Source organism: Flavobacterium micromati, assembly GCF_900129585.1.
In the GTDB taxonomy this organism is placed as follows: Bacteria; Bacteroidota; Bacteroidia; order Flavobacteriales; family Flavobacteriaceae; genus Flavobacterium; species Flavobacterium micromati.
Map to the genome: position 1 here is coordinate 19,415 of NZ_FQWF01000017.1, position 19,692 is coordinate 39,106.

Genomic DNA, 19,692 nt, shown 5'->3' on the forward strand with positions numbered 1-19,692 from the left:
TTGGCTACGAAGTTGATAATAGTCAAAGTTGATTAAGTTTTAACTTTGATTTTTAATTTGAAATCGGAATGTCTATTTTTACCGAAATACATAGCCCAGATTGAAGAGAAAATCCTTTTTATTCGCCTTAGCGAATAAAAAGATTGAAACGAAAAGCTGGAAATAGCTCCAAAAAAACTTACATTGAAAAAAATTCTTCTTCTCTCTGATACACACAGTCATATTGATGACACTATTTTAAAATATGTAAAACAAGCTGATGAAGTTTGGCACGCTGGAGATATTGGGGACTTACTAGTCACTGACACTATCAAGAAATTGAAGCCATTGCGATGTGTTTACGGTAATATTGATGATGCGAAAGCTCGGCTTGAATTCCCATTACACAATCGTTTTATGTGTGAGGGTGTAGATGTTTGGATTACGCACATAGGTGGTTATCCTGGAAAATACAATCCTAATATTAAAGCTGAAATTAGTGAAAACCCGCCAAAGTTATTTATTTGTGGTCATTCTCACATTCTAAAAGTGATTTTTGATAAAAAAAATAATTTTTTGCACATGAATCCTGGAGCTGCCGGAAAAAGTGGTTTTCATCAAGTACGAACAATGCTTCGTTTTGTGATTGATGGTGACAAAATCAAAGATTTAGAAATTATTGAGATTGAAAAACGGGTGTAGCCAATTTTTTCAGATAAACAATTGGAATAGTCATTTTGATTGTTGTTCCGACATTTATTTTAGAATTGATAACAATACCACCTTTTAAATTGTTTAGTCGTGCTTTAATTTGATTTAGTCCGAATCCTTCTAGAACTTTGAATTCTTTGGTATCAAATCCTTTTCCGCTATCAATAATTACTATTTTAAGTGATCCATTTCGTTCTTGAAGACTTATTTTTGCATGCTCAGCCTCACTGTGTTTTGTAATGTTATTAAGTAGTTCCATAATTATGAAATATATTTTCATTTCATAATCTTCTTCATATCGTGTGGTTTTATCTACTGTACTTGAGTATTTAAATTGAAGTATTGAATTGGAATTTTTTTCACATAAATCATCTAATGCTTCAAATAAACCAAATTGGGCTAGAAGAGAAGGCATAAGCTCGTGCGACAAGTCACGCACTTGATCATGAGCTTGCGCTAAGATTGATTTAGTTTTTATAATTTCTTGAGAAGAAGTTTCATTTTGTTTGATATGTGCAAATAGATGCATTCCCGCAGAGGACAGTAATGCACTGATATTGTCATGTAAAAATGCTGCAATTTTTTTACGTTCTACTTCTTGACCGTTTATGGTTGCATTTATTATATTCTCCTGAATTTTACTTTGAATGTCTTTTAATTTGTTATTGTGTTTTAGTTTAGCATTTTGGGCGTAAAAATAAAACAGGAAAAAAAGCATTATCAGTAGCGCTATTAACACGACAAGAATTTTTTTATTTTTTGATTGTTGTTGTAAATGTGACTGTTCTTTCGTTTTGTATTCAATTTCTATTTTATCGATTTCTCTTTTGTATTCATCGATTTGTAAATTTATACCAGCAACATTGGCTTTGCTATGTTTTTCTTCATCTTCCAGCTCTTCATTAATAGCGTTGTAAATTAAAAGATGTGTGTACGCTTCTTTATAATTGTTGTTTTTGAACAAGAATTTAGAAAATTCAAGGTGGGAATACGAAAGATCAGATTTCTCATTTCCTTCATTACCTAGTAGTATAGCGTTGTTAAAATAACTTTGGGCTTTATCAATATTGTTTTGATAACTTTGGTACATACCGTTAAGCATATTTAGCGCAACAACTGTTGAGGTAGTACCATGTTTATCATGATGTTTATTTACATAATTTAAATATTCAACACCTTGCTTATATTGTCCAATGTCAAAATATGCCCATGTTAAATTTAAGTTTGTAAAAACGATTTGCGCTGAATCTTTGATATTTGTGCTGTATTGCAAAGATCTTTTATAATGGTAAATTCCTTTTTCATATTGTTTTTTATCAAAGCAATAAATATTCCCTAAATTATTATTCAGCCAATTTTTCAATTCATCATCATTGGTTTTATCTGCATATATTAGACCTTTATTGTAATAAAAAAAAGCTTTATCGTATTCAGATAGTTGATCAAAATTTGCTGCAATGGTGTTATAACAGTTTGCAATAAGTTTGTTATCTTTTAAATGGATTGCCATTGTTAAAGCACGCCTCGATTGTATTAGTGATTGCTCGTAATTACCCTTTTGCATTAATAAAATTGCTTCCTGACTCATTAAAAACGCCTCTTTTTTTGAAGTTTTATCTTCATTTGCGTAGGCATTACTTAGAACTAAAAACAGTATTATAATCAACCTAGCATGAATCAATTTGTGGGGCATAAGAGAATTTTTAGATTTGGGGCAACACAAAGGGGAGTTTGTGTAGGTAAATTAAAGTTTGTAGCCTGGAAGGAATTTAGAAACAAGGGGAAGCTAACCAACGCATGTGGTTACGGTTTTACTAATTTATTTTTTATGGCATACTTAACTAAACTAATGGAATTTTTAGCATCTAGTTTTTTCATAATATTTTTTCGATGTGTTTCAACAGTATTAGCACTAATAAATAACTGATCGCTAATTTCTTTACCGCTAAATTCCAGAGATATTAAAATAATGATTTCTAATTCACGTTCAGTTAAAATCACGTTATTATGTAGTTCGCGTTTATTGAGCTTTAGATTGCCTTTTGTAACTGTGGTAAATATTTTTTGATGAACATCGCGACAAAAATATTCTTCTCCTCTGTTGACAGCGAGAATGGCATCAATTATATTTTCGCCCGCACATTTTTTGGTTAGATATGCACTACCGCCAAGATTCATGACTTCTTTGATAATTCGTAAATCATCATGACTCGATAAAATTATCACCTTACACGGAAACCCTTTCTTTACAAATTCTTTGATAACTTCAATTCCATCTTTTCCGGGCATATTAATATCCAAAATCAGTATATCAACATTGTTGCTGCTTACTTCGTCAAATAAGTTTATACCGTTTACCGATGTTCCTACAACTTCAAAAGAAGCATTAGTTTGCAACAAGGTTTTAATGCCATCTATTAGTATTTGGTGATCGTCAGCTAGGTGAATTCGAGTTTTATTTATCATGTCATCATAATTAACTTCAAATTTATGAAAAATTAATAAGCGAGCGTTAATTTTAAGATTTATGTTATTAAATTTTTACTAAATAGCACAAAAAAACCCGAATGTAACATTCGGGTTTCCTTCGCACTAATAAACTAAAGTTTATAGGTTTACCTCAATCTATCCACAGATTTTACAAGATCTTCATCCTTTTTAATGGCCTTATTAGCTAAAACTAATAAAACGATAACAATTACAGGAAGAAACATCCCAATACCTTTCTCAGAAACAGCAGGTGTTTCTCCAGATAAATTTAGTGAACGATATACAAACAATCCTAATAAAATCAAATTTAATATGATATTCAATCTGCCGATGACAAACTGATTTTGTCTTTTTTTATAGGATAAAATACTTACCACAGATAACGTTGTACTCAAACCTAGCAAGATAGTATATGTTTCGCTTTGCATGAAATAAAAATCTTTACTGTTGCTCATTGTCCACAATGGAATGAAAAATAATAAAATTCCTGTTACAACAAAAGCTAAAAGTAAATAAATAGTTTGAATTCTTTGTATCATCGGGTAGTTATGTTTCACAAAAATATATTTTCTTTTTTAAAAATACTATTGTCTGATTAAAATTTATTCGTATTATTGCATGATAATACCGTAAGCACTTCATACTGCGGTTCATTCAATTTAAAGTTACTACCTATTTTTTTACATTTCCCAAAAAAATTAATTAAACTCATAGAACATTCATGTTTAATATTTCTGCATTAAAAGAAATGAAGCTTTCCGAGCTTCAAGAAATTGCTAAGGCAACTAAAACTATAAAATTTAACGGTATAAAAAAAGATACTTTAGTGGATCAAATTTTAGAATACCAAGCTTCTAACGGAGAAACTTCTACTAATAGCAATTTAGATAGTAATTTAGAGGAGGACAAACCTAAGCGTGCCCGAATAGTTCCAGTAAAAAAAGCAGCTATTCAGAAATCGAGAACAAAATCCCTTTTTGAAACTGAAGAAACTCCTATTGAAATAATTAATCTTGCTGAAGATCCTGTTTCTGGATCCTTGTCAGAACAAATAGAACCTTCACAAATTATCGAAACCACTGTTGCAGAGATTGGAGATGACAAAAAAGTTAGCAAAGTAATTAAATTCAATAAGTCGGCTTATGAAAAAAAAATTGCTTTAAAAAAGACTAAAGAAGACGTTACGGATATTATAAAAGATACGACCAAAGAGATTGAGAATGATGCTGAGGTACTTATTGTAGAAAAACCAGAAGTAGTAATTCCGGTCAAGAAAATAAATCCAAACCAGTTGCATAAACAAAATCAAAATGCAAATGGAAACCAAAACGGAAACCAAAACCCGAGCTTTAAAAGCAAGAAAAGCAATTTTGCAGCTTCTGATTTTGAGTTTGACGGAATTATAGAAAGTGAAGGCGTTCTTGAAATGATGCCTGACGGATACGGTTTTTTACGTTCATCTGATTACAATTATTTAGCTTCGCCCGACGATATTTATTTATCAACTTCACAAATTAGATTGTTTGGTCTGAAAACTGGAGATACTGTAAAAGGTGTGGTTCGTCCGCCAAAAGAAGGAGAGAAATTTTTTCCATTAGTTCGAGTTTTAAAAATAAATGGCCACGATCCTCAAGTGGTTCGCGATAGAGTTTCATTTGAACATTTAACTCCTGTTTTTCCATCAGAAAAATTCAAATTGGCTGAAAAGCAAAGCACAATTTCAACTCGTATCATTGATCTTTTTTCACCAATAGGGAAGGGACAGCGTGGTATGATTGTAGCACAACCAAAAACTGGTAAAACGATGCTACTTAAAGATATTGCCAATGCCATTGCAGCAAATCATCCTGAAGTTTATTTAATTGTTTTACTTATTGATGAACGACCAGAAGAAGTTACAGATATGCAACGTTCTGTGCGTGGGGAAGTAATCGCTTCTACATTTGATAGAGAGCCACAAGAACATGTGAAAATTGCTAATATTGTCCTTGAAAAAGCAAAACGCTTAGTAGAATGTGGTCATGACGTGGTGATTTTGCTTGATTCTATAACTCGTTTAGCGCGCGCTTATAATACCGTTCAACCTGCCTCAGGGAAAGTATTAAGTGGTGGTGTTGATGCTAATGCTTTGCAGAAACCAAAACGATTTTTTGGTGCCGCAAGAAATGTAGAAAATGGTGGATCTTTAAGTATAATTGCAACTGCATTGACAGAAACGGGTTCAAAAATGGACGAAGTTATCTTTGAAGAATTTAAAGGAACGGGTAATATGGAACTTCAACTTGATAGAAAAATTGCCAATAAGCGTATTTTTCCAGCAATTGATTTAACTTCGTCAAGCACTAGAAGAGACGATATGTTGTTAGACCCAAAAACATTACAACGCATGTGGATTATGAGAAAATACCTTTCTGATATGAATCCTGTTGAAGCAATGGATTTTATTAATGACCGCTTTAAGAAAACAAGAAATAACGAAGAATTTTTGATTTCTATGAATGATTAGAAATTCCAAATTCCAAATCCCAAATCCCAAATTCCAAATCCCAAATCCCAAATCCCAAAGTTATAAAAATAAGAAACTCCGATTTTCAAATTTGAAAATCGGAGTTTTTTTTATATCCCATTATTGGAATTTGGAATTTAAGTATTGGAATTTGGAATTTTAAATTTGGAATTTAATCTTTTTGTTCTTTGCGTTCTAATAGTGCCATATAAAATCCATCGAAACCTGATTCTGATGCTAGGATTTTTTGATCTTTTATAAAATTGAACTGCTTTCCAATATCCGTAGTTAAAAAACGAGCCACTTGATCCTGATTTTCAGATGGTAGCACGGAGCATGTTGCATAAACTAATTTTCCGCCCGGTTTTACAATTTTAGAGTAACTTTCTAAAACCTCTGATTGCACTTTCCGGATATTATCGATGAATTCTGGTTGCAATTTCCATTTTGCATCTGGATTTCTTTTCAAAACTCCTAAACCGCTGCATGGTGCATCTATAAGAACACGATCAGCTTTTTCATGTAGTTTTTTTATAATCTTTGTTGAGTCTATGATTCGGTACTCAATATTAAAAGCACCATCTCTTTTAGCTCTAATTTTTAACTGCTTCAATTTGCTTTCATACAAATCCATTGCAATCAACTGTCCTTTGTTTTCCATCAATGCCGCAATATGCAATGTTTTTCCGCCTGCGCCTGCACAAGTGTCAACAACGCGCATTCCGGGTTTTACATCAAGGAAAGCTGCAACTAATTGCGAGTTCGCATCTTGCACTTCAAAGAAACCTTGTTTAAAGGCATCAGTCAAGAATACATTAGCTCTTTCTTTTAAAACCAAAGCATCAGGCTGATTTTTTAATGTTTCTGTGTCAATATCTAAATCCATTAAAATTGCACGAAGTACTTCTCTAGTAGTTTTAAGGGTATTCACTCGGAGAATTACCTTTGCAGGTTGGTTTTGAGCAGCAATTTCTGTTGCCCACACTTTCTCTCCTAATTCTTTTGCACCTAGTTCATCCATCCAGTCAGGAATCGATTCTTTTAATGCTCTCACTTTTGAAAGTTCGTCAAAACGACCTTTAATTTTTCGTTCAGGAGTTCCTTCTAATTGGCGCCAATCAGGAATTGGGTAGCCTCTTAAAACGGCCCAAACCGAAAACATTCTCCAAAGATTGTCTCTATCAAAAGGCTCTTTGACCTCGGCAATTTCTGCATATAATCGTTTCCAACGTACTATTTCGTAGATGGTTTCTGCCACAAATTTTCTGTCGGAACTTCCCCAACGTTTATCTTTTTTTAAGGATCTTGCAACTACTTTATCAGCATATTCACCTTCGTTAAAAATGGCGTTCAATGCATCTATTGTTGTGTAAACTAAATTTCTGTGTAATCTCATTTTAAATTATTGAGGTGCAAAGGTACTATTAATTGACTTAATGTTTTGCGATAAGTAATATATGTTGATTTTAAATTTTTCGTCAAAAAAAAACACCGTATTAAATACAATGTTTTTCAATTTAAAACGGAGCTCCACTATTTAATTCTCTTTAAATCCATTTTTTCTGGAGCGTGAAGTACTAATGGAAACTTTTCAATTTTTACTGAACTGCTGTCCAAGCCAAAAGCTCTTTCTTCAGATAAACTTAATTTTTTAATTAGAAAATAAGAGTTCATTATTATTTTTTCATGCCATAGTAGATCGCTGTCATTAGAAAGAAATTTTTCAGACAGAACAAATTTAAAATCACCTATAATATTGTTTTTATTTAGTGATTCATATCTACTAGTAATGTCTACCTCTCCTTTTTTAACCATATCTCTTATAACTTCTCTAAACATTAAGTTAATTTTAGTAGGTTCTCTAAAACCAAGATTAAAATCAACTCGATACAAATCGTCTTTGACAATTTCGTTCACTTTGTACTCAGCTTTGTACGGTTCTGTTAATATATTTACATGGACAAACCAATATATATCAGCTCTTTTGGGTCTCTTTTGCAAGATAGAGTACATCACTTTCTCTTCAATTTCATCCGCTCTACTTGCATTAGTCATATAAACAAGATGGGTTGCGTATTTTGGTATTGACAAGTCGGTACTCAATTCTCTGAGCACTTTTTTATAATCTTCTATTTTGACAATTTTGGTGTAGCTTTTATTAATTTGTTTCGCTAAATACCAAGTTGTCATTATACTTATCAACGTGATTGCAATAAACAATGTTACGTAGCCACCTTCCGCAAACTTTGTAATATTGGCAGCAAGAAAGCTAAATTCAATCATTAAATAAATGGTTATTAATGGTATAATAAAGTATAATTTCACCCTTTTCATTATCAAATAAAAATTAAGCAAAATAGTGGTCATAATCATACATAAAATGATAGCTAAACCATAAGCATGCTCCATATTACTTGACTCTTCAAAATGCAAAACTATTCCAACACAACCAATAAAAAGTAACCAGTTGATAGAAGGAATGTACAATTGTCCTTTTAATTCAGTAGGATATTTGATTTTTACTTTGGGCCAAAAATTTAGTCGCATCGCCTCGTTTATCAGTGTGAATGATCCACTTATTAATGCTTGTGAAGCTATTACCGCTGCAAGTGTTGCAATTACGATTCCTATTGGTTGAAACCAGTCAGGCATTATTAAATAGAATGGATTTCCATTTTTACCTCCAAGTGTCTGCAGAGTTTCACCTTGATGATTAATTAAATACGCTGCTTGGCCAAAATAGTTTAAAACTAGAGCAGTTTTTACAAAGATCCAGCTGATTCTAATATTCTTACGACCGCAATGACCCATATCTGAATATAGCGCTTCGGCTCCCGTTGTACATAGGAAAACAAAACCCAACACAAAAAATCCTTCAGGGTGAATGCTTAACAAATGATAAGCATAATACGGGTTTACCGCTTTTAAAACTTCAATATTTTGTCCAATTTGAGATAATCCTAAAATGGCTAGCATTCCAAACCAAACCAACATCATAGGAGCAAAAAATTTACCTACTAATTTTGTACCAAATTGCTGTATTGCAAATAAAACAAATAGGATACTAATGACAATTGGAATTGTATTTATTTCTGGATAGAATGTTCTAATTCCTTCAACTGCTGATGACACAGAGATAGGAGGAGTAATGATACCATCAGCTAGTAGTGCACTACCACCTATAATTGCGGGGATAATTAACCATCTAATTTTTGTTTTTTTGACTAACGCGTACAGTGCAAAAATCCCACCTTCACCGTGATTGTCTGCACTTAGTGTGATCAACACGTATTTAATAGTCGTTTGTAGCGTCAAAGTCCAAAAAACAGCTGAAACGCCACCTAATACAACATCCGCATCAATTATATGATCTCCTAAAATGGCTTTCATTACGTACAGTGGGGAAGTTCCAATATCACCGTAAATTATTCCTAATGAAATTAATAGACCTCCTAATGTCCATTTACTATGCAAATCTTTGTGCGCTGCGCTCATGTACTGATTTTAAAAAACTTGTCAAAAGTACACTTTTAAAATAAAATGTAGCTTTTTCTACAATAAAAAAACACGGTTTTATAAACCGTGTTTTACAATTTTTTTCTTAAGATCTTCTATTATCATTTTTTGTAGAAGATTTACCTCTTTGCGAATCTATGTTTTGCGGTGCAGTGTTTCTTGAAGAGCTACTTCTATTATTTGTTTCCGCTCTTTTAGAGGCCGTTTCTCGATTAGTATTCCTTCTGTTTTCAGAATAATCTTTTGTTGATTGTGTGCGTTGAGCTGAACCCTCTTTTGCCTGACTATTCCTGTTTTGAGAATAATCTTTTGTTGATTGTGTGCGTTGAACTGAACCCTCTGTTGCCTGACTATTCCTGTTTTGAGAATAATCTCTTGTTGATTGTGTGCGTTGAACTGAACCCTCTGTTGCCTGAATATTCCTGTTTTGAGAATAATCTCTTGTTGATTGTGTGCGTTGAGTTGAACCTTCACTTGATTGTCTAGTCCTATTTTGAGAGTTAGATTGGTTTCTATCTATGCTTACAGATGAATTGTTCCTAGAAGAGTTTTCTCTATTTCTAGAATAATCAGTTGTAGATTCTCTTTTTGTCGGACTTACACCAATTGAGGAATTTGACCTATTTCGGGAATTAGTTGTTGTTGAGTTAATTCGTGGTGATACGTTCTCAGTTGTTCGGTTGCTTCTACTTTCCGAATAGGCTCTTGAAGATGTGCGATTTTGTACCGCAGTTTCTCTTGACGAACGATTTCCGGGAACATAATCTCTTATTGCTGCAGCGTTTCGATCTCTATAACCAACTTCATTTCTTGAAATTCTACCTTGAACTAATTCAAAGCGATTGTTGACGTTTGCATTTCTTCTTGAAAATGAATATTCGGGATGTAATCTCTCATAGCCATTAGAACGTCTTGCGTTGTACAAAACTACAGCGTGATCGCTTCTTCTTTGGTTGACGTAGTTATAATAGTTATTGTTTGTAAAGCAAATATTAATATTATTTCTATATCTAAATACCGGGAACGGATTCCAAGTATTATAATAGGACGGATAGTAATTCCAATTCCAAGCAGAATAATAAGGGCGATAATTAGGAGTCCAAAAAGTATTATAAATGATGGGTGTATTAAAATATACAGGCTCATATATATAATTTTGACCGTACATAAACGAATTCCCCACTACTTGTATGTGAATGTTGTTAGATCTATCTTTTTCCACATCAATTGTTGCAACATCTTGATAAACATCCCGATCTAAAACTGCTTGAATAACTATTAAATGTGTTCTTTGTTCAACTGTTTCAAGCACTCTCAAATAATCTACTTGATCATCATTATTCAAATCTAAATTTGAAATTTGAACTTGAGGATCGTTAAGTCGGCGTTCAAAATCTTGAATATTTTCTGAATCGCCAAAAATAGAAGCAACGGCTCTCAAATCCAGATTATCGCTTATTTCAGCATTTGAAGCGTTTACTATTGTTCTATTTTGCGCTTGTAATTGTGCTGAGAATATAATTAAAAGTAAACTGTATAGTATTAGTTTCGTTTTCATGATGTATGGGATTTAAGGGTTCGTTTTTGACAATATCCAATTACTATGCCAATAGCTTTTTACCACTAATTGTAATTTTTGTAAATTAGCATTTAAATAATTTAATTATGAAAAACAGTTTATTGTTTTTGTTCATTTCTTTAATCTTATATTCCTGTAAAACAAATAATTACATAAACCATGAACTAAATAATGTAGGTTTTAAGTCTGTAGTTATAGACACTTTGTTCAAGGATAAAATAAGTATTCGAGCGATTTTAATTGATGGAAATAAAATTTGGTACGCTGCTGATAAAGCAAAATTTGGATTTTATGATTTAAATTTAAAAAGTAAAGTTGAAAAATCTATCGAAAACGATACGGTAAATCTTGAATTTAGAAGTATTGCGCAAACCCGAAATAATATTTTTATAATTAATGTCGGAAATCCTGCTCTATTATATAAAATATCGAAAAATAAGTTATCAAAACAAGTAGTCTATCAAGAAAAAGATGAGAAAGTATTTTTTGATAGTATGCAATTTTGGGACGATAATGACGGAATAGCAATGGGCGATCCAGTTTCTAATTGTCTAAATATTATTTTAACGAAAGACGGCGGTAATTCATGGTCGAAAGTATCCTGCGAAAAGTTACCAAAAGTGGCCGTGGGAGAAGCAGCTTTTGCAGCTAGCAATACTAATATTATTTTAAAAAATAATAATGCTTGGATTGTTTCCGGAGGAGTAAAATCAAGAGTTTTTTATTCGCCAGATCGAGGAAGTAACTGGTCTGTTTATGAAACTCCTATTGTTCAAGGAAAAGCAATGACTGGAATTTTCACTGCTGATTTTTACGATTTTAAAAATGGATTTATTGCAGGAGGCGATTATGAGCTTCCAAATCAAAATGTTGCAAATAAAGCAATAACAACTAATGGCGGGAAAAAGTGGAAACTTATCGCTAATGAGCAAGCTTTTGGATATGCTTCTTGTATTCAATATGTGCCAGAAAGTAATGGAAGAGCGCTTGTAACAGTGGGAACTGCAGGACTTTTTTACTCCAATAGTGCAGGAAAGAAGTGGACAAAGTTGTTAAATGATTCAAGCCTCTATACACTTCGCTTTTTTGATAAAAATAATGCAGTTGCTGCTGGTAAAGATAAAATGATTCACATCAAGTTCAGAAATTAAAAAACCTCACGGGAGGAATATTTACCTCTTTTGGGGTGTTTATAAAGCTAGAATAAGTTGATTACTTTTTAGAACCTTTATTGCGGTACTGTTGCAATAATTTTCTATTGAAATCTTCCTCTGCTTTTTTCAGTTTAACTATTTTAACAGCAGGTAAAATTGTTTTAACATTTTGCATAAATTTTTTTCGAAGTAAAAACAACTCTTCTTCAGTATCTTCTATTTGGGCTAGAAATTGCATTGCTTCTTTTTCGCTTATTTTATCAAGTGAGCCATCATTCATTCTTTTACTAAATGCTCTCATTTTTTGATGTCTCAGTTCAAATTGATTGTCATCAAAAGTATTGTAAAGAGGCCAGAATTTCTCTGCTTCACTGTTTGTAAAATTTAATTCAGTTGTAAAAAAAGCCACTTTTAATCCTCTAATTTGCTCTTTCTTTTCCTTCATATTTTCGCCTTGAGCGCAAAGGGTAAGAGACAACAGCATTAAAAAAAGTGTAATTAATTTTCGAGTATTCATATTTTATATTTTTAATTTACACGTTTTTGTTTATATAATTTATTCGACAATTAAATTTTCCAAATTTGAATTTAATGATAAGACGTCTTCTATAGCTTTATCTTCTATTGCAATGTTTACTTTGATATTTTTAATGTCCTCTTCTCCTAAATTATTTATCAAATCATACTGATTTACATTAGATTGATAAGTAATATAATTTTCTAATGCAACTGAATCTATTTCCGAACTATTTGTTGACCAATTATACATTGCTGGAACTAGCAAAGAGATAACTAAAACTGCCGCTACCGCAAAATAAACGTAATTCCTTTTTTGAAAAATAGGAATTACTTTTATTTCGTCTTCTGCCATTTTCTCCATTACTTTTGATGAAAAATTCTCAAAATAATGGTCTGGAGTTTTAAATCCAGATTCAATTTTAGGTTCATTATCTAATTTAAATGTTTTCATATAGTGTTAAGACTTTACTATTATAAAATGGTTTAATTTGCTGTCACAAATGCTTCTATTTTTTTTACAGCAATATGGTAGGAAGCTTTTAAACCGCCTATAGAAGTTCCTAGAATTTCAGAAATTTCTTCGTATTTGAGTTCTTCAAAATACTTCATTTTAAAAATCAATTGCTGTTTCGCAGGTAATTGTGCTACTGCCTTTTGTAACTTTATTTGAATTTCATTTCCATCAAAGTAAATATCTGCTTCTAAATTTTCAATAACTTTATTTTGAATTGCTTCCCAGCAAATACCGCTTTTTCTTGTTTTTTGTTTTAAAAACGTCAAAGCCTCATTGGTTGCAATGCGGTACATCCATGAAAAAAGTTTGCTATCTCCTTTGAAATTTTTTAAATTCTGAAAAATTTTTATAAAAGTATTTTGCAAAACATCATCAGTATCATCATGATCTAAAACAATGTTTCTTATTTGACTGTAAAGCGGTCTTTGATACTCAAATATCAACCTTTGAAACGCTTGATTTCGTGTTTCAGGATCTAATAATTGCTGTATAAATTCCTGTTCTTCTTGCAAAATTATTTTTATAGATTAGAATAGAATTTATCGTAAAGGTTTAATGTATTTGATAAAATTAGAATTCTGACTCTTCTTCTTCTTTTATTGGAGCCGGAATAGGCGCAATTATCTCTTCAATTTTCTTTCGAGCTGCGGGAAAATAAGTTCGAACTGGAATTACCTTTGGTTTTATTGGAAAATATAGCTCACTGACCCACTGCGATGGATTACTATTTTCAGTTCGGCTTGTTTTTAAAATTTCAAGGTGTGAAAATGATTGATCTAATTCAATTTTATTAGAATTAATATAGGCAATTGTTTTGTCAATTGCTTTTTGAGAATGCATATAATCACCTTTTAAGGTCGTTTTAATAGCATCAAACTGCTCTAGCTTTCCCGCTAAGATATCACTACCCGAGCTCGTCATTATTTGATTTTTTATAGGTATACAAAACGACAGTGTAGTCAATCCTGTTGTTAAATTATAAGTGTGATAAAGTATAAAAGGTTTACCGTTCAATTCAATATTATTTTTATCACAAAAAGTAATAATTTTTTGAAATACGATGCGGGAATTTTTTGTTACATTTTCAATTTTACTTGTAAATGTCTGTTTTAAGTAAAAACTACCCGGTTTTATAGCTAATCCATCTACTTTTACAGTGAAGGAATTGATTTCTAAGTCCAATACTTTATTTAAATTAATTAGACTTCTTTCTAGCATTATACCTACCATTCGATCAATACCACCGTTGAAAGCAGTGTAAACTTTCATTTTAAAGTTCATTTTCCCAACTGATTTCCAAGTAACCTTTGTGCCACCTGTAGTATCTTTGAAAGTCCAAAAAACCGAGGATGAGTTACCATCGAAATTCATTTCTTGAGAAATACTGTCATTCGCTTTTACGATGTTAGTTTTAACGTCTCCTGATCCTCTCGTTCCCTCCCACGATAATTTGGCCCCGACACCAAATGTTTTATCAGAATATATAAGCGCTGAAGAAGAGTCATCTCTAATCCATGAACTATAATTCACAAAATTTTTAAGATCATTTACATAATTAAATACATTAGATTTTGGAGAATTTATTATTTGGCTTCTTTCCACTGTAAAATTTCCTTTTTGGGTTGCAATAAAAATTGTTGACGCGACAAAACTTAATAGCAGTAAAAGAAATAAATATTTTAAAATCCTCATGTTGCAAATGTTAATTGATTGTGTAAAGTTAGATATTTAAATTGCATGTTTTAGAAAGTCTAGGAAAATATCATAGGATTTTCTGAATAAATGTTTAGAAAAACGCTTTTTGTCTTTATTAAATATTTTTTAGCGGAAATAAGCACCAGAAAGGTCATTAATGGTTTTAAGAAAAATACCATAAATTTACAATGCAATTGGAGTGTATTTTTTACCGTTGTACATTTTTGCAATAAAAAAGTCCACTGAAAAGTGGACAAATTTTCTGCAGACTCAAAATCTAGCGTTTAAAAAATATTTTAATTAGAAATAAAACGGCAATAAAACCGAGAAAAGCAATTAAAATTTTGTAATTGTCCTTGTAAAATATTTTGTGTAGTGGCAAATCCTTACGATAAGCATACCATACTGCAATAACAAATGCAATGAAAAAAAGCGCTGCAAATACTAACTGTCCTTGACTAAACATATTTTTCTATATTTTTTCACAAATTTAGTTATTTGTTTAAGATTAGTTTCCTATTTTGTCTTTCATTTAATAAATATTTACAAGATGCAAAAACAAATTAATGCGGTAAAAGATTTTCATATTACTTTTAAGATAGATTATAATACTGAGCCCAATGCAAATTTAGGTGATAGCAAACATCGACTTCGCTATGATCTGATGAAAGAGGAAAATGAAGAATATTTAGAAGCAACCCAAAACGGCGATTTAGTCGAAATTGCAGATGCACTAGGTGACATGCTTTATATTCTCTGCGGAACTATCATTGAGCATGGTTTACAGGATAAAATTGAGGCGGTATTTGATGAAATTCAGCGCAGTAATATGAGTAAACTAGATCAAAACGGAAAACCAATATACAGAGAAGATGGCAAAGTGATGAAGGGGATAAATTACGTTAAACCAGATTTTTCAAAGATTTTGAAATAGACTTGATTTACTAAATAACTACTTTTATAAATGAAGAGCCGTTCACGATAAAAAAAGTCGATTTTCGTTATGAAAATCGACTTTTAAGTTATTTACTCCGATGGTCTTATATCTTTACTGTCCATCCAAATTTATCTTCTTCCAACTTATTTTGAATGCTAGTTAATTTATTTTTTAATTGAAGAGCTACTGTATTTTCAATTTTTGGCAATTCATAATAAATGTCTTGAAACGAGAAGCCAGCAATTGGACTTACAACAGCGGCAGTTCCGGATCCAAAAATTTCTTTTAAAGTGCCATTTTTTGATGCTTCTATTAACTCTGAAACTAATACTGGGCGTATTTCCAAGTTTATATTTTCACTTTTAGCTAGGTCAATTAAGGTTTTTCTAGTAACTCCGTCCAAAATACGTTCGCTCACAGGTGCGGTCAATAAGGTGTCATTAATTCTAAAAAAAACGTTCATCGTTCCAGCTTCTTCCAGCATGGTGTGCGTGGCATCATCAGTCCAAATTACCTGTTGAAAGCCTGCTTTATTGGCCAAGTTTGTTGGAAAAAACTGTGCGGCATAATTTCCAGCAGCTTTAGCAGCACCAATACCACCATTAGCGGCGCGGCTGTAATGCTCGGCAATCAAAACTTTTACCTCACCTGAATAATAAGAGGTAACAGGAGAGAGAATAATCATAAATTTATATTCAGTCGAGGGGTTGGCAATTACGCCACCACCGGTAGCAATCATAAATGGCCTAATGTACATTGCATTGCCGCTTCCTTTTTTAACCCACGCTTTGTCCAGTTGTAATAACTGATTCAATCCGCTCATAAATATTTCTTCAGGAACTTCTGGCATAGCCATTCTAACTGCCGATTTATTAAATCTTTTAAAATTTTCATCAGGTCTAAAAAGCCATATTGCATCGCTACCATCTTTATAGGCTTTCATTCCTTCAAAAATTGCTTGACCATAATGAAAAACACGACTTGATGGGTCTAATAAAAAAGGAGCGTAAGGCTTAATAACTGGTTGTTGCCATTCCCCATTTTTAAAATCACATTCAAATAAATGATCCGTGAAAACGGAACCAAAGCTTAAATTTTCAAAATCCACTGCATTTATTTTCGAAACTAGAGATTTTGTTATTTCGATTTTGCAAGTTTGAGATACATTCATGATAGTATAATAATTTTTTAATTTTGTGTTGGTCAATAGAAAAAAGTAAAACAAAAACTTTTAGATAAAGTAAAATTTATTTTGGTGCAAAATTAAATAAAAATCAGCAAATTGCTTATCGAAAAACCATTAATTATACTGTTCATCAACTTATTTTATTATTTAGTTAATTTCTAATCCTAAAAGTATGAATCCAGTTGCTTTTGAATTATCTAATCATTTTAGAAGTTTCACGCAATACTTTTGCTTATTTTTGAACTGCTATATTATTTTAATGCGGTATAACTATAAATTATAATTTTGAAAAGAGAAATAATCCAGACACTTGACGGCTCAACAACCATACATTTAACTGATTGGGATGAATGCTATCATTCTAAACACGGAGCAATTCAAGAAGCCCAACATGTGTTCATTAAAAATGGGCTTTCTTTATTTCAAAATAAATCCATTTCGATACTCGAAATTGGTTTTGGAACTGGTTTGAATGCTTTTATAACCGTTTTGCAAGGTAAAAAAATGAATCAAGTAATTGATTATGTTGGAGTAGAGGCTTACCCTATTTCTGCGAGCGAAGTTTTAAGTATGAATTATGTAGAGCAATTAAATGCAAATTCAGCTCGTGCCATTTTTGAAAAAATGCATGAAAGCAACTGGGAAGAAAAAATTATAATTTCAGACGATTTTACATTAATGAAACGCAAACAATTCTTTGAAACCATTGACGATGAAAATAGATTTGATCTTATTTATTTTGATGCTTTTGGTTATCGCGTGCAACCAGAATTGTGGAGCACAGCAATTTTCAAAAAAATGTTCAATTCGCTAAAGGCAAATGGAGTTCTAGTCACTTATGCAGCACGTGGCGTCGTAAAAAGAAGTATGATCGAAGTGGGTTTTACAGTTGAAAAGCTAGCTGGACCTCCCGGCAAGCGAGAAATGTTTCGGGCAATTAAAAAATAAAGTATCTTAAATAATCATTCTCGATTTTTATAAATAGAACGCGTGTTTTATTGCTAAATCAAAAACCAAAAACTTCGTTAAATAATTATCAGATGATTGTAAAAGGATGTATTTTTACATCGATTTCGAAATAAATAATAAACTAAAATCTGCCTTTTATCATGACAAAAATAATGTTTGACTACACAAAATCAGTTTTAGAAAGAGTAAGTTTTGATGCTAAACTCTTCTGTAAAGAGTTAGAAAAAGCTATAAAAATGTTGTTACCTTATGAAATGGAACAATTAAGGGAGTGGTTACTCAGTTTTACGTTAGGAAGGCCTGAACTTAGACAATGTTTAGCTATTGTAAATTCATAAAAAATAAAGAAAGGAAGTCATTTAGCTTCCTTTCTTTATTTTTTATATATCGAGGGGATTATTTGTACATTTTGAAAAACTATAGCACCTTTAATTACACCTGCAATCGTACTTCTTAATGCTTCAATTATATGAATCTTCAATTCGTTTTTTGGAAAAATTAAACTTACTTCCCGCGCTGGCTTTGGTTCCTTAAAGTGTCTAAGTTTCAATTTATCAGCATCTTTCAAATCAAGGGTGTGCAAATAGGGAAGTAATGTTGTGCCCAAACCTTCATCTGCTAATTTTATTAATGTTTCAAAACTTCCACTTTCGATCCGAAAATTTCCTTTTTCTTCTCTAATAGTGTTTTTACATAAATTTAAAATTCCATCACGAAAACAATGTCCATCTTGTAACAGTAAAATTTCATTTAAGTTTAAGTCGGAAATTTCTATTTCTTCTTTTTGGAAATGATGATGGCTCTCTGGAATATAGGCTACAAAAGGCTCGAAATACAATACGATTTCTTTTATTTTATCCTCTAGAAGCGGAGTTGCAGCGATTGCTGCATCAAGATGACCGTTATTGAGTTTTGTAATAATTTCATCAGTGTTGAGCTCCTCAATAATAAGTTTAACTTTTGGATATTTTTTAATAAAATTATTTAAAAACATAGGCAGTAAAGTAGGCATAATAGTAGGAATAATTCCAAGCTTAAATTCTCCTCCTATAAAACCTTTTTGCTGTTCAACTATGTCCTGAATTCGATCTGCTTCGTTGACAATGTTTTTGGCTTGGTTTACAATTTTTTGACCAATATCTGTCAGCTGAATTGGTTTTTTTGTTCGGTCAAATATCTGTATCCTTAATTCCTCCTCAATTTTTTGAATTTGCATACTCAATGTAGGTTGAGTGACAAAACATTTTTCAGCTGCTAGCGTGAAGTTTTTATGCTCAGCCACCGCAAGAACATATTTTAATTGTGTTATTGTCATAGTATAATATTTTACAATGCAAATTTACTAAAACTATAGCTTTTTATTATGGTTTTTTAATTATTGTTGCGTAAATTTACGTTTAGTTGTAATATTAAAATAAAAGAAATGAAAACAAATATCTTAGGTCTCGCTGTAAAAGAATCGGAAGTGATTGCAAATGAGTTAAACATTTTATTGTCAAATTTTCAAGTATATTATCAGAATTTGAGAGGAATTCACTGGAATATTAGAGGGAAGCGCTTTTTTGATTTACATGTTAAGTTTGAGGAATTATACACAGATTCTCAAATTAAAATTGACTTAATTGCCGAAAGGGTTTTAACAGTTGGAGGAACTCCTCTTCATACTTTTGAGGATTACATTCAAAATAATCAATTAGTTGTTGGTAAAAATATTTCAAATGATGAAAAAGCAGTTCAGTTGATAGTTACGTCTTTATCACATTTACTGAAAATGGAAAGAGAAATTCTTACCAAGTCATCTGAAATTAATGATGAGGGAACTAATGCAATGATGAGCGATTTCATCGCAGAACAAGAAAAAACAATTTGGATGATGCAAGCTTGGCTTGAAGAAAGTTTATAACTTCTATTTTGATAAAAAAAGCAAAATAAAAATT

19 protein-coding genes are annotated in these 19,692 nt (G+C 31.7%); 7 read left to right on the top strand and 12 right to left on the bottom strand.

Annotated elements, in window-relative coordinates; translation table 11 throughout:
- Positions 1-183: 183 nt before the first annotated feature.
- Positions 184-681, top strand: a complete 498-nt coding sequence (locus BUB42_RS15130) for a metallophosphoesterase family protein (protein ID WP_073021876.1) — start codon at positions 184-186, stop codon at positions 679-681.
- Here the strand turns inward: BUB42_RS15130 and BUB42_RS15135 are convergent.
- From BUB42_RS15135 to BUB42_RS15145, 3 genes are all read right to left on the bottom strand, one after another.
- Positions 656-2,383 carry a tetratricopeptide repeat-containing sensor histidine kinase gene (locus BUB42_RS15135; RefSeq protein WP_073021877.1) on the bottom strand — a complete coding sequence of 576 codons (1,728 nt, stop codon included), beginning with the start codon at positions 2,381-2,383 and terminating at the stop codon, positions 656-658. The genes BUB42_RS15130 and BUB42_RS15135 overlap by 26 nt on opposite strands.
- Positions 2,384-2,493: 110 nt before the next feature.
- Entirely contained in the window at positions 2,494-3,156 is a 663-nt protein-coding gene (locus tag BUB42_RS15140) for a response regulator (RefSeq protein WP_073021879.1), read from the bottom strand.
- Between the two features lie 149 nt (positions 3,157-3,305).
- Complete coding sequence (locus tag BUB42_RS15145; RefSeq protein WP_073021881.1) at positions 3,306-3,719, bottom strand: DUF4293 domain-containing protein; 414 nt, start codon at positions 3,717-3,719, stop codon at positions 3,306-3,308.
- Positions 3,720-3,901: 182 nt separating this feature from the next.
- Between BUB42_RS15145 and rho the strand changes: the two genes are divergently transcribed.
- Positions 3,902-5,686: a transcription termination factor Rho gene (gene rho, locus BUB42_RS15150; protein ID WP_073021883.1), complete on the top strand. Its 1,785-nt coding sequence runs from the start codon at positions 3,902-3,904 to the stop codon at positions 5,684-5,686.
- Between the two features lie 172 nt (positions 5,687-5,858).
- On the opposite strand, the gene BUB42_RS15155 is transcribed toward rho, so the two are convergent.
- The 3 genes from BUB42_RS15155 to BUB42_RS15165 form a co-directional block, all read right to left on the bottom strand.
- The gene (locus BUB42_RS15155; protein ID WP_073021885.1) at positions 5,859-7,082 is read right to left on the bottom strand and encodes an RsmB/NOP family class I SAM-dependent RNA methyltransferase; all 1,224 of its coding nucleotides are present in this window, start codon (positions 7,080-7,082) and stop codon (positions 5,859-5,861) included.
- 137 nt (positions 7,083-7,219) lie between these two features.
- Positions 7,220-9,181, bottom strand: a complete 1,962-nt coding sequence (locus BUB42_RS15160) for a KUP/HAK/KT family potassium transporter (RefSeq protein ID WP_073021887.1) — start codon at positions 9,179-9,181, stop codon at positions 7,220-7,222.
- A 106-nt stretch (positions 9,182-9,287) separates the two neighbouring features.
- Positions 9,288-10,760, bottom strand: a complete 1,473-nt coding sequence (locus BUB42_RS15165) for a hypothetical protein (RefSeq protein ID WP_073021889.1) — start codon at positions 10,758-10,760, stop codon at positions 9,288-9,290.
- 107 nt (positions 10,761-10,867) lie between these two features.
- On the opposite strand from BUB42_RS15165, the gene BUB42_RS15170 reads away from it, so the two are divergent.
- A complete protein-coding gene (locus tag BUB42_RS15170) occupies positions 10,868-11,932 on the top strand; it encodes a WD40/YVTN/BNR-like repeat-containing protein (RefSeq protein ID WP_073021891.1) in 1,065 nt (354 codons plus the stop codon).
- Positions 11,933-11,993: 61 nt separating this feature from the next.
- Here the strand turns inward: BUB42_RS15170 and BUB42_RS15175 are convergent, their stop codons facing one another.
- The 4 genes from BUB42_RS15175 to BUB42_RS15190 are packed head-to-tail and all read right to left on the bottom strand — an operon-like array spanning position 11,994 to position 14,660.
- Positions 11,994-12,452 (bottom strand): sensor of ECF-type sigma factor, encoded by a 459-nt coding sequence (locus BUB42_RS15175; protein WP_073021893.1) that lies wholly within the window; start codon positions 12,450-12,452, stop codon positions 11,994-11,996.
- A gap of 39 nt (positions 12,453-12,491) precedes the next feature.
- The gene (locus BUB42_RS15180; protein ID WP_073021895.1) at positions 12,492-12,905 is read right to left on the bottom strand and encodes a hypothetical protein; all 414 of its coding nucleotides are present in this window, start codon (positions 12,903-12,905) and stop codon (positions 12,492-12,494) included.
- 32 nt (positions 12,906-12,937) lie between these two features.
- The gene (locus BUB42_RS15185) at positions 12,938-13,480 is read right to left on the bottom strand and encodes an RNA polymerase sigma factor (protein WP_073021897.1); all 543 of its coding nucleotides are present in this window, start codon (positions 13,478-13,480) and stop codon (positions 12,938-12,940) included.
- 58 nt (positions 13,481-13,538) lie between these two features.
- A complete protein-coding gene (locus BUB42_RS15190; RefSeq protein WP_073021898.1) occupies positions 13,539-14,660 on the bottom strand; it encodes an SRPBCC family protein in 1,122 nt (373 codons plus the stop codon).
- Between the two features lie 553 nt (positions 14,661-15,213).
- Between BUB42_RS15190 and BUB42_RS15200 the strand changes: the two genes are divergently transcribed.
- Positions 15,214-15,597, top strand: coding sequence for a pyrophosphohydrolase domain-containing protein (locus BUB42_RS15200; protein ID WP_073021902.1), 384 nt, complete (start codon positions 15,214-15,216; stop codon positions 15,595-15,597).
- Positions 15,598-15,703: 106 nt separating this feature from the next.
- Here the strand turns inward: BUB42_RS15200 and BUB42_RS15205 are convergent, their stop codons facing one another.
- The gene (locus tag BUB42_RS15205; RefSeq protein ID WP_073021928.1) at positions 15,704-16,771 is read right to left on the bottom strand and encodes a branched-chain amino acid aminotransferase; all 1,068 of its coding nucleotides are present in this window, start codon (positions 16,769-16,771) and stop codon (positions 15,704-15,706) included.
- Between the two features lie 300 nt (positions 16,772-17,071).
- On the opposite strand from BUB42_RS15205, the gene mnmD reads away from it, so the two are divergent.
- Positions 17,072-17,734, top strand: coding sequence for a tRNA (5-methylaminomethyl-2-thiouridine)(34)-methyltransferase MnmC2 (gene mnmD, locus BUB42_RS15210; protein ID WP_073021904.1), 663 nt, complete (start codon positions 17,072-17,074; stop codon positions 17,732-17,734).
- Between the two features lie 161 nt (positions 17,735-17,895).
- Entirely contained in the window at positions 17,896-18,093 is a 198-nt protein-coding gene (locus BUB42_RS15215; RefSeq protein ID WP_073021905.1) for a hypothetical protein, read from the top strand.
- Positions 18,094-18,128: 35 nt separating this feature from the next.
- Here the strand turns inward: BUB42_RS15215 and BUB42_RS15220 are convergent, their stop codons facing one another.
- On the bottom strand, positions 18,129-19,070 hold the full coding sequence (locus BUB42_RS15220; protein ID WP_073021907.1) for a hydrogen peroxide-inducible genes activator: 942 nt from the start codon (positions 19,068-19,070) through the stop codon (positions 18,129-18,131).
- 108 nt (positions 19,071-19,178) lie between these two features.
- On the opposite strand from BUB42_RS15220, the gene BUB42_RS15225 reads away from it, so the two are divergent.
- Positions 19,179-19,658, top strand: coding sequence for a Dps family protein (locus BUB42_RS15225; RefSeq protein ID WP_073021909.1), 480 nt, complete (start codon positions 19,179-19,181; stop codon positions 19,656-19,658).
- Positions 19,659-19,692: the final 34 nt, after the last annotated feature.

What these genes read in the sequence shown, in the direction of transcription:
- BUB42_RS15135 (WP_073021877.1), bottom strand. Translation starts at nt 2,383, where the DNA reads ATGCCCCACAAATTGATTCATGCTAGGTTGATTATAATACTGTTTTTA.
- BUB42_RS15140 (WP_073021879.1), bottom strand. Translation starts at nt 3,156, where the DNA reads ATGATAAATAAAACTCGAATTCACCTAGCTGACGATCACCAAATACTA.
- BUB42_RS15145 (WP_073021881.1), bottom strand. Translation starts at nt 3,719, where the DNA reads ATGATACAAAGAATTCAAACTATTTATTTACTTTTAGCTTTTGTTGTA.
- rho (WP_073021883.1), top strand. Translation starts at nt 3,902, where the DNA reads ATGTTTAATATTTCTGCATTAAAAGAAATGAAGCTTTCCGAGCTTCAA.
- BUB42_RS15155 (WP_073021885.1), bottom strand. Translation starts at nt 7,082, where the DNA reads ATGAGATTACACAGAAATTTAGTTTACACAACAATAGATGCATTGAAC.
- BUB42_RS15160 (WP_073021887.1), bottom strand. Translation starts at nt 9,181, where the DNA reads ATGAGCGCAGCGCACAAAGATTTGCATAGTAAATGGACATTAGGAGGT.
- BUB42_RS15165 (WP_073021889.1), bottom strand. Translation starts at nt 10,760, where the DNA reads ATGAAAACGAAACTAATACTATACAGTTTACTTTTAATTATATTCTCA.
- BUB42_RS15170 (WP_073021891.1), top strand. Translation starts at nt 10,868, where the DNA reads ATGAAAAACAGTTTATTGTTTTTGTTCATTTCTTTAATCTTATATTCC.
- BUB42_RS15175 (WP_073021893.1), bottom strand. Translation starts at nt 12,452, where the DNA reads ATGAATACTCGAAAATTAATTACACTTTTTTTAATGCTGTTGTCTCTT.
- BUB42_RS15180 (WP_073021895.1), bottom strand. Translation starts at nt 12,905, where the DNA reads ATGAAAACATTTAAATTAGATAATGAACCTAAAATTGAATCTGGATTT.
- BUB42_RS15190 (WP_073021898.1), bottom strand. Translation starts at nt 14,660, where the DNA reads ATGAGGATTTTAAAATATTTATTTCTTTTACTGCTATTAAGTTTTGTC.
- BUB42_RS15200 (WP_073021902.1), top strand. Translation starts at nt 15,214, where the DNA reads ATGCAAAAACAAATTAATGCGGTAAAAGATTTTCATATTACTTTTAAG.
- BUB42_RS15205 (WP_073021928.1), bottom strand. Translation starts at nt 16,771, where the DNA reads ATGAATGTATCTCAAACTTGCAAAATCGAAATAACAAAATCTCTAGTT.
- BUB42_RS15215 (WP_073021905.1), top strand. Translation starts at nt 17,896, where the DNA reads ATGACAAAAATAATGTTTGACTACACAAAATCAGTTTTAGAAAGAGTA.
- BUB42_RS15220 (WP_073021907.1), bottom strand. Translation starts at nt 19,070, where the DNA reads ATGACAATAACACAATTAAAATATGTTCTTGCGGTGGCTGAGCATAAA.
- BUB42_RS15225 (WP_073021909.1), top strand. Translation starts at nt 19,179, where the DNA reads ATGAAAACAAATATCTTAGGTCTCGCTGTAAAAGAATCGGAAGTGATT.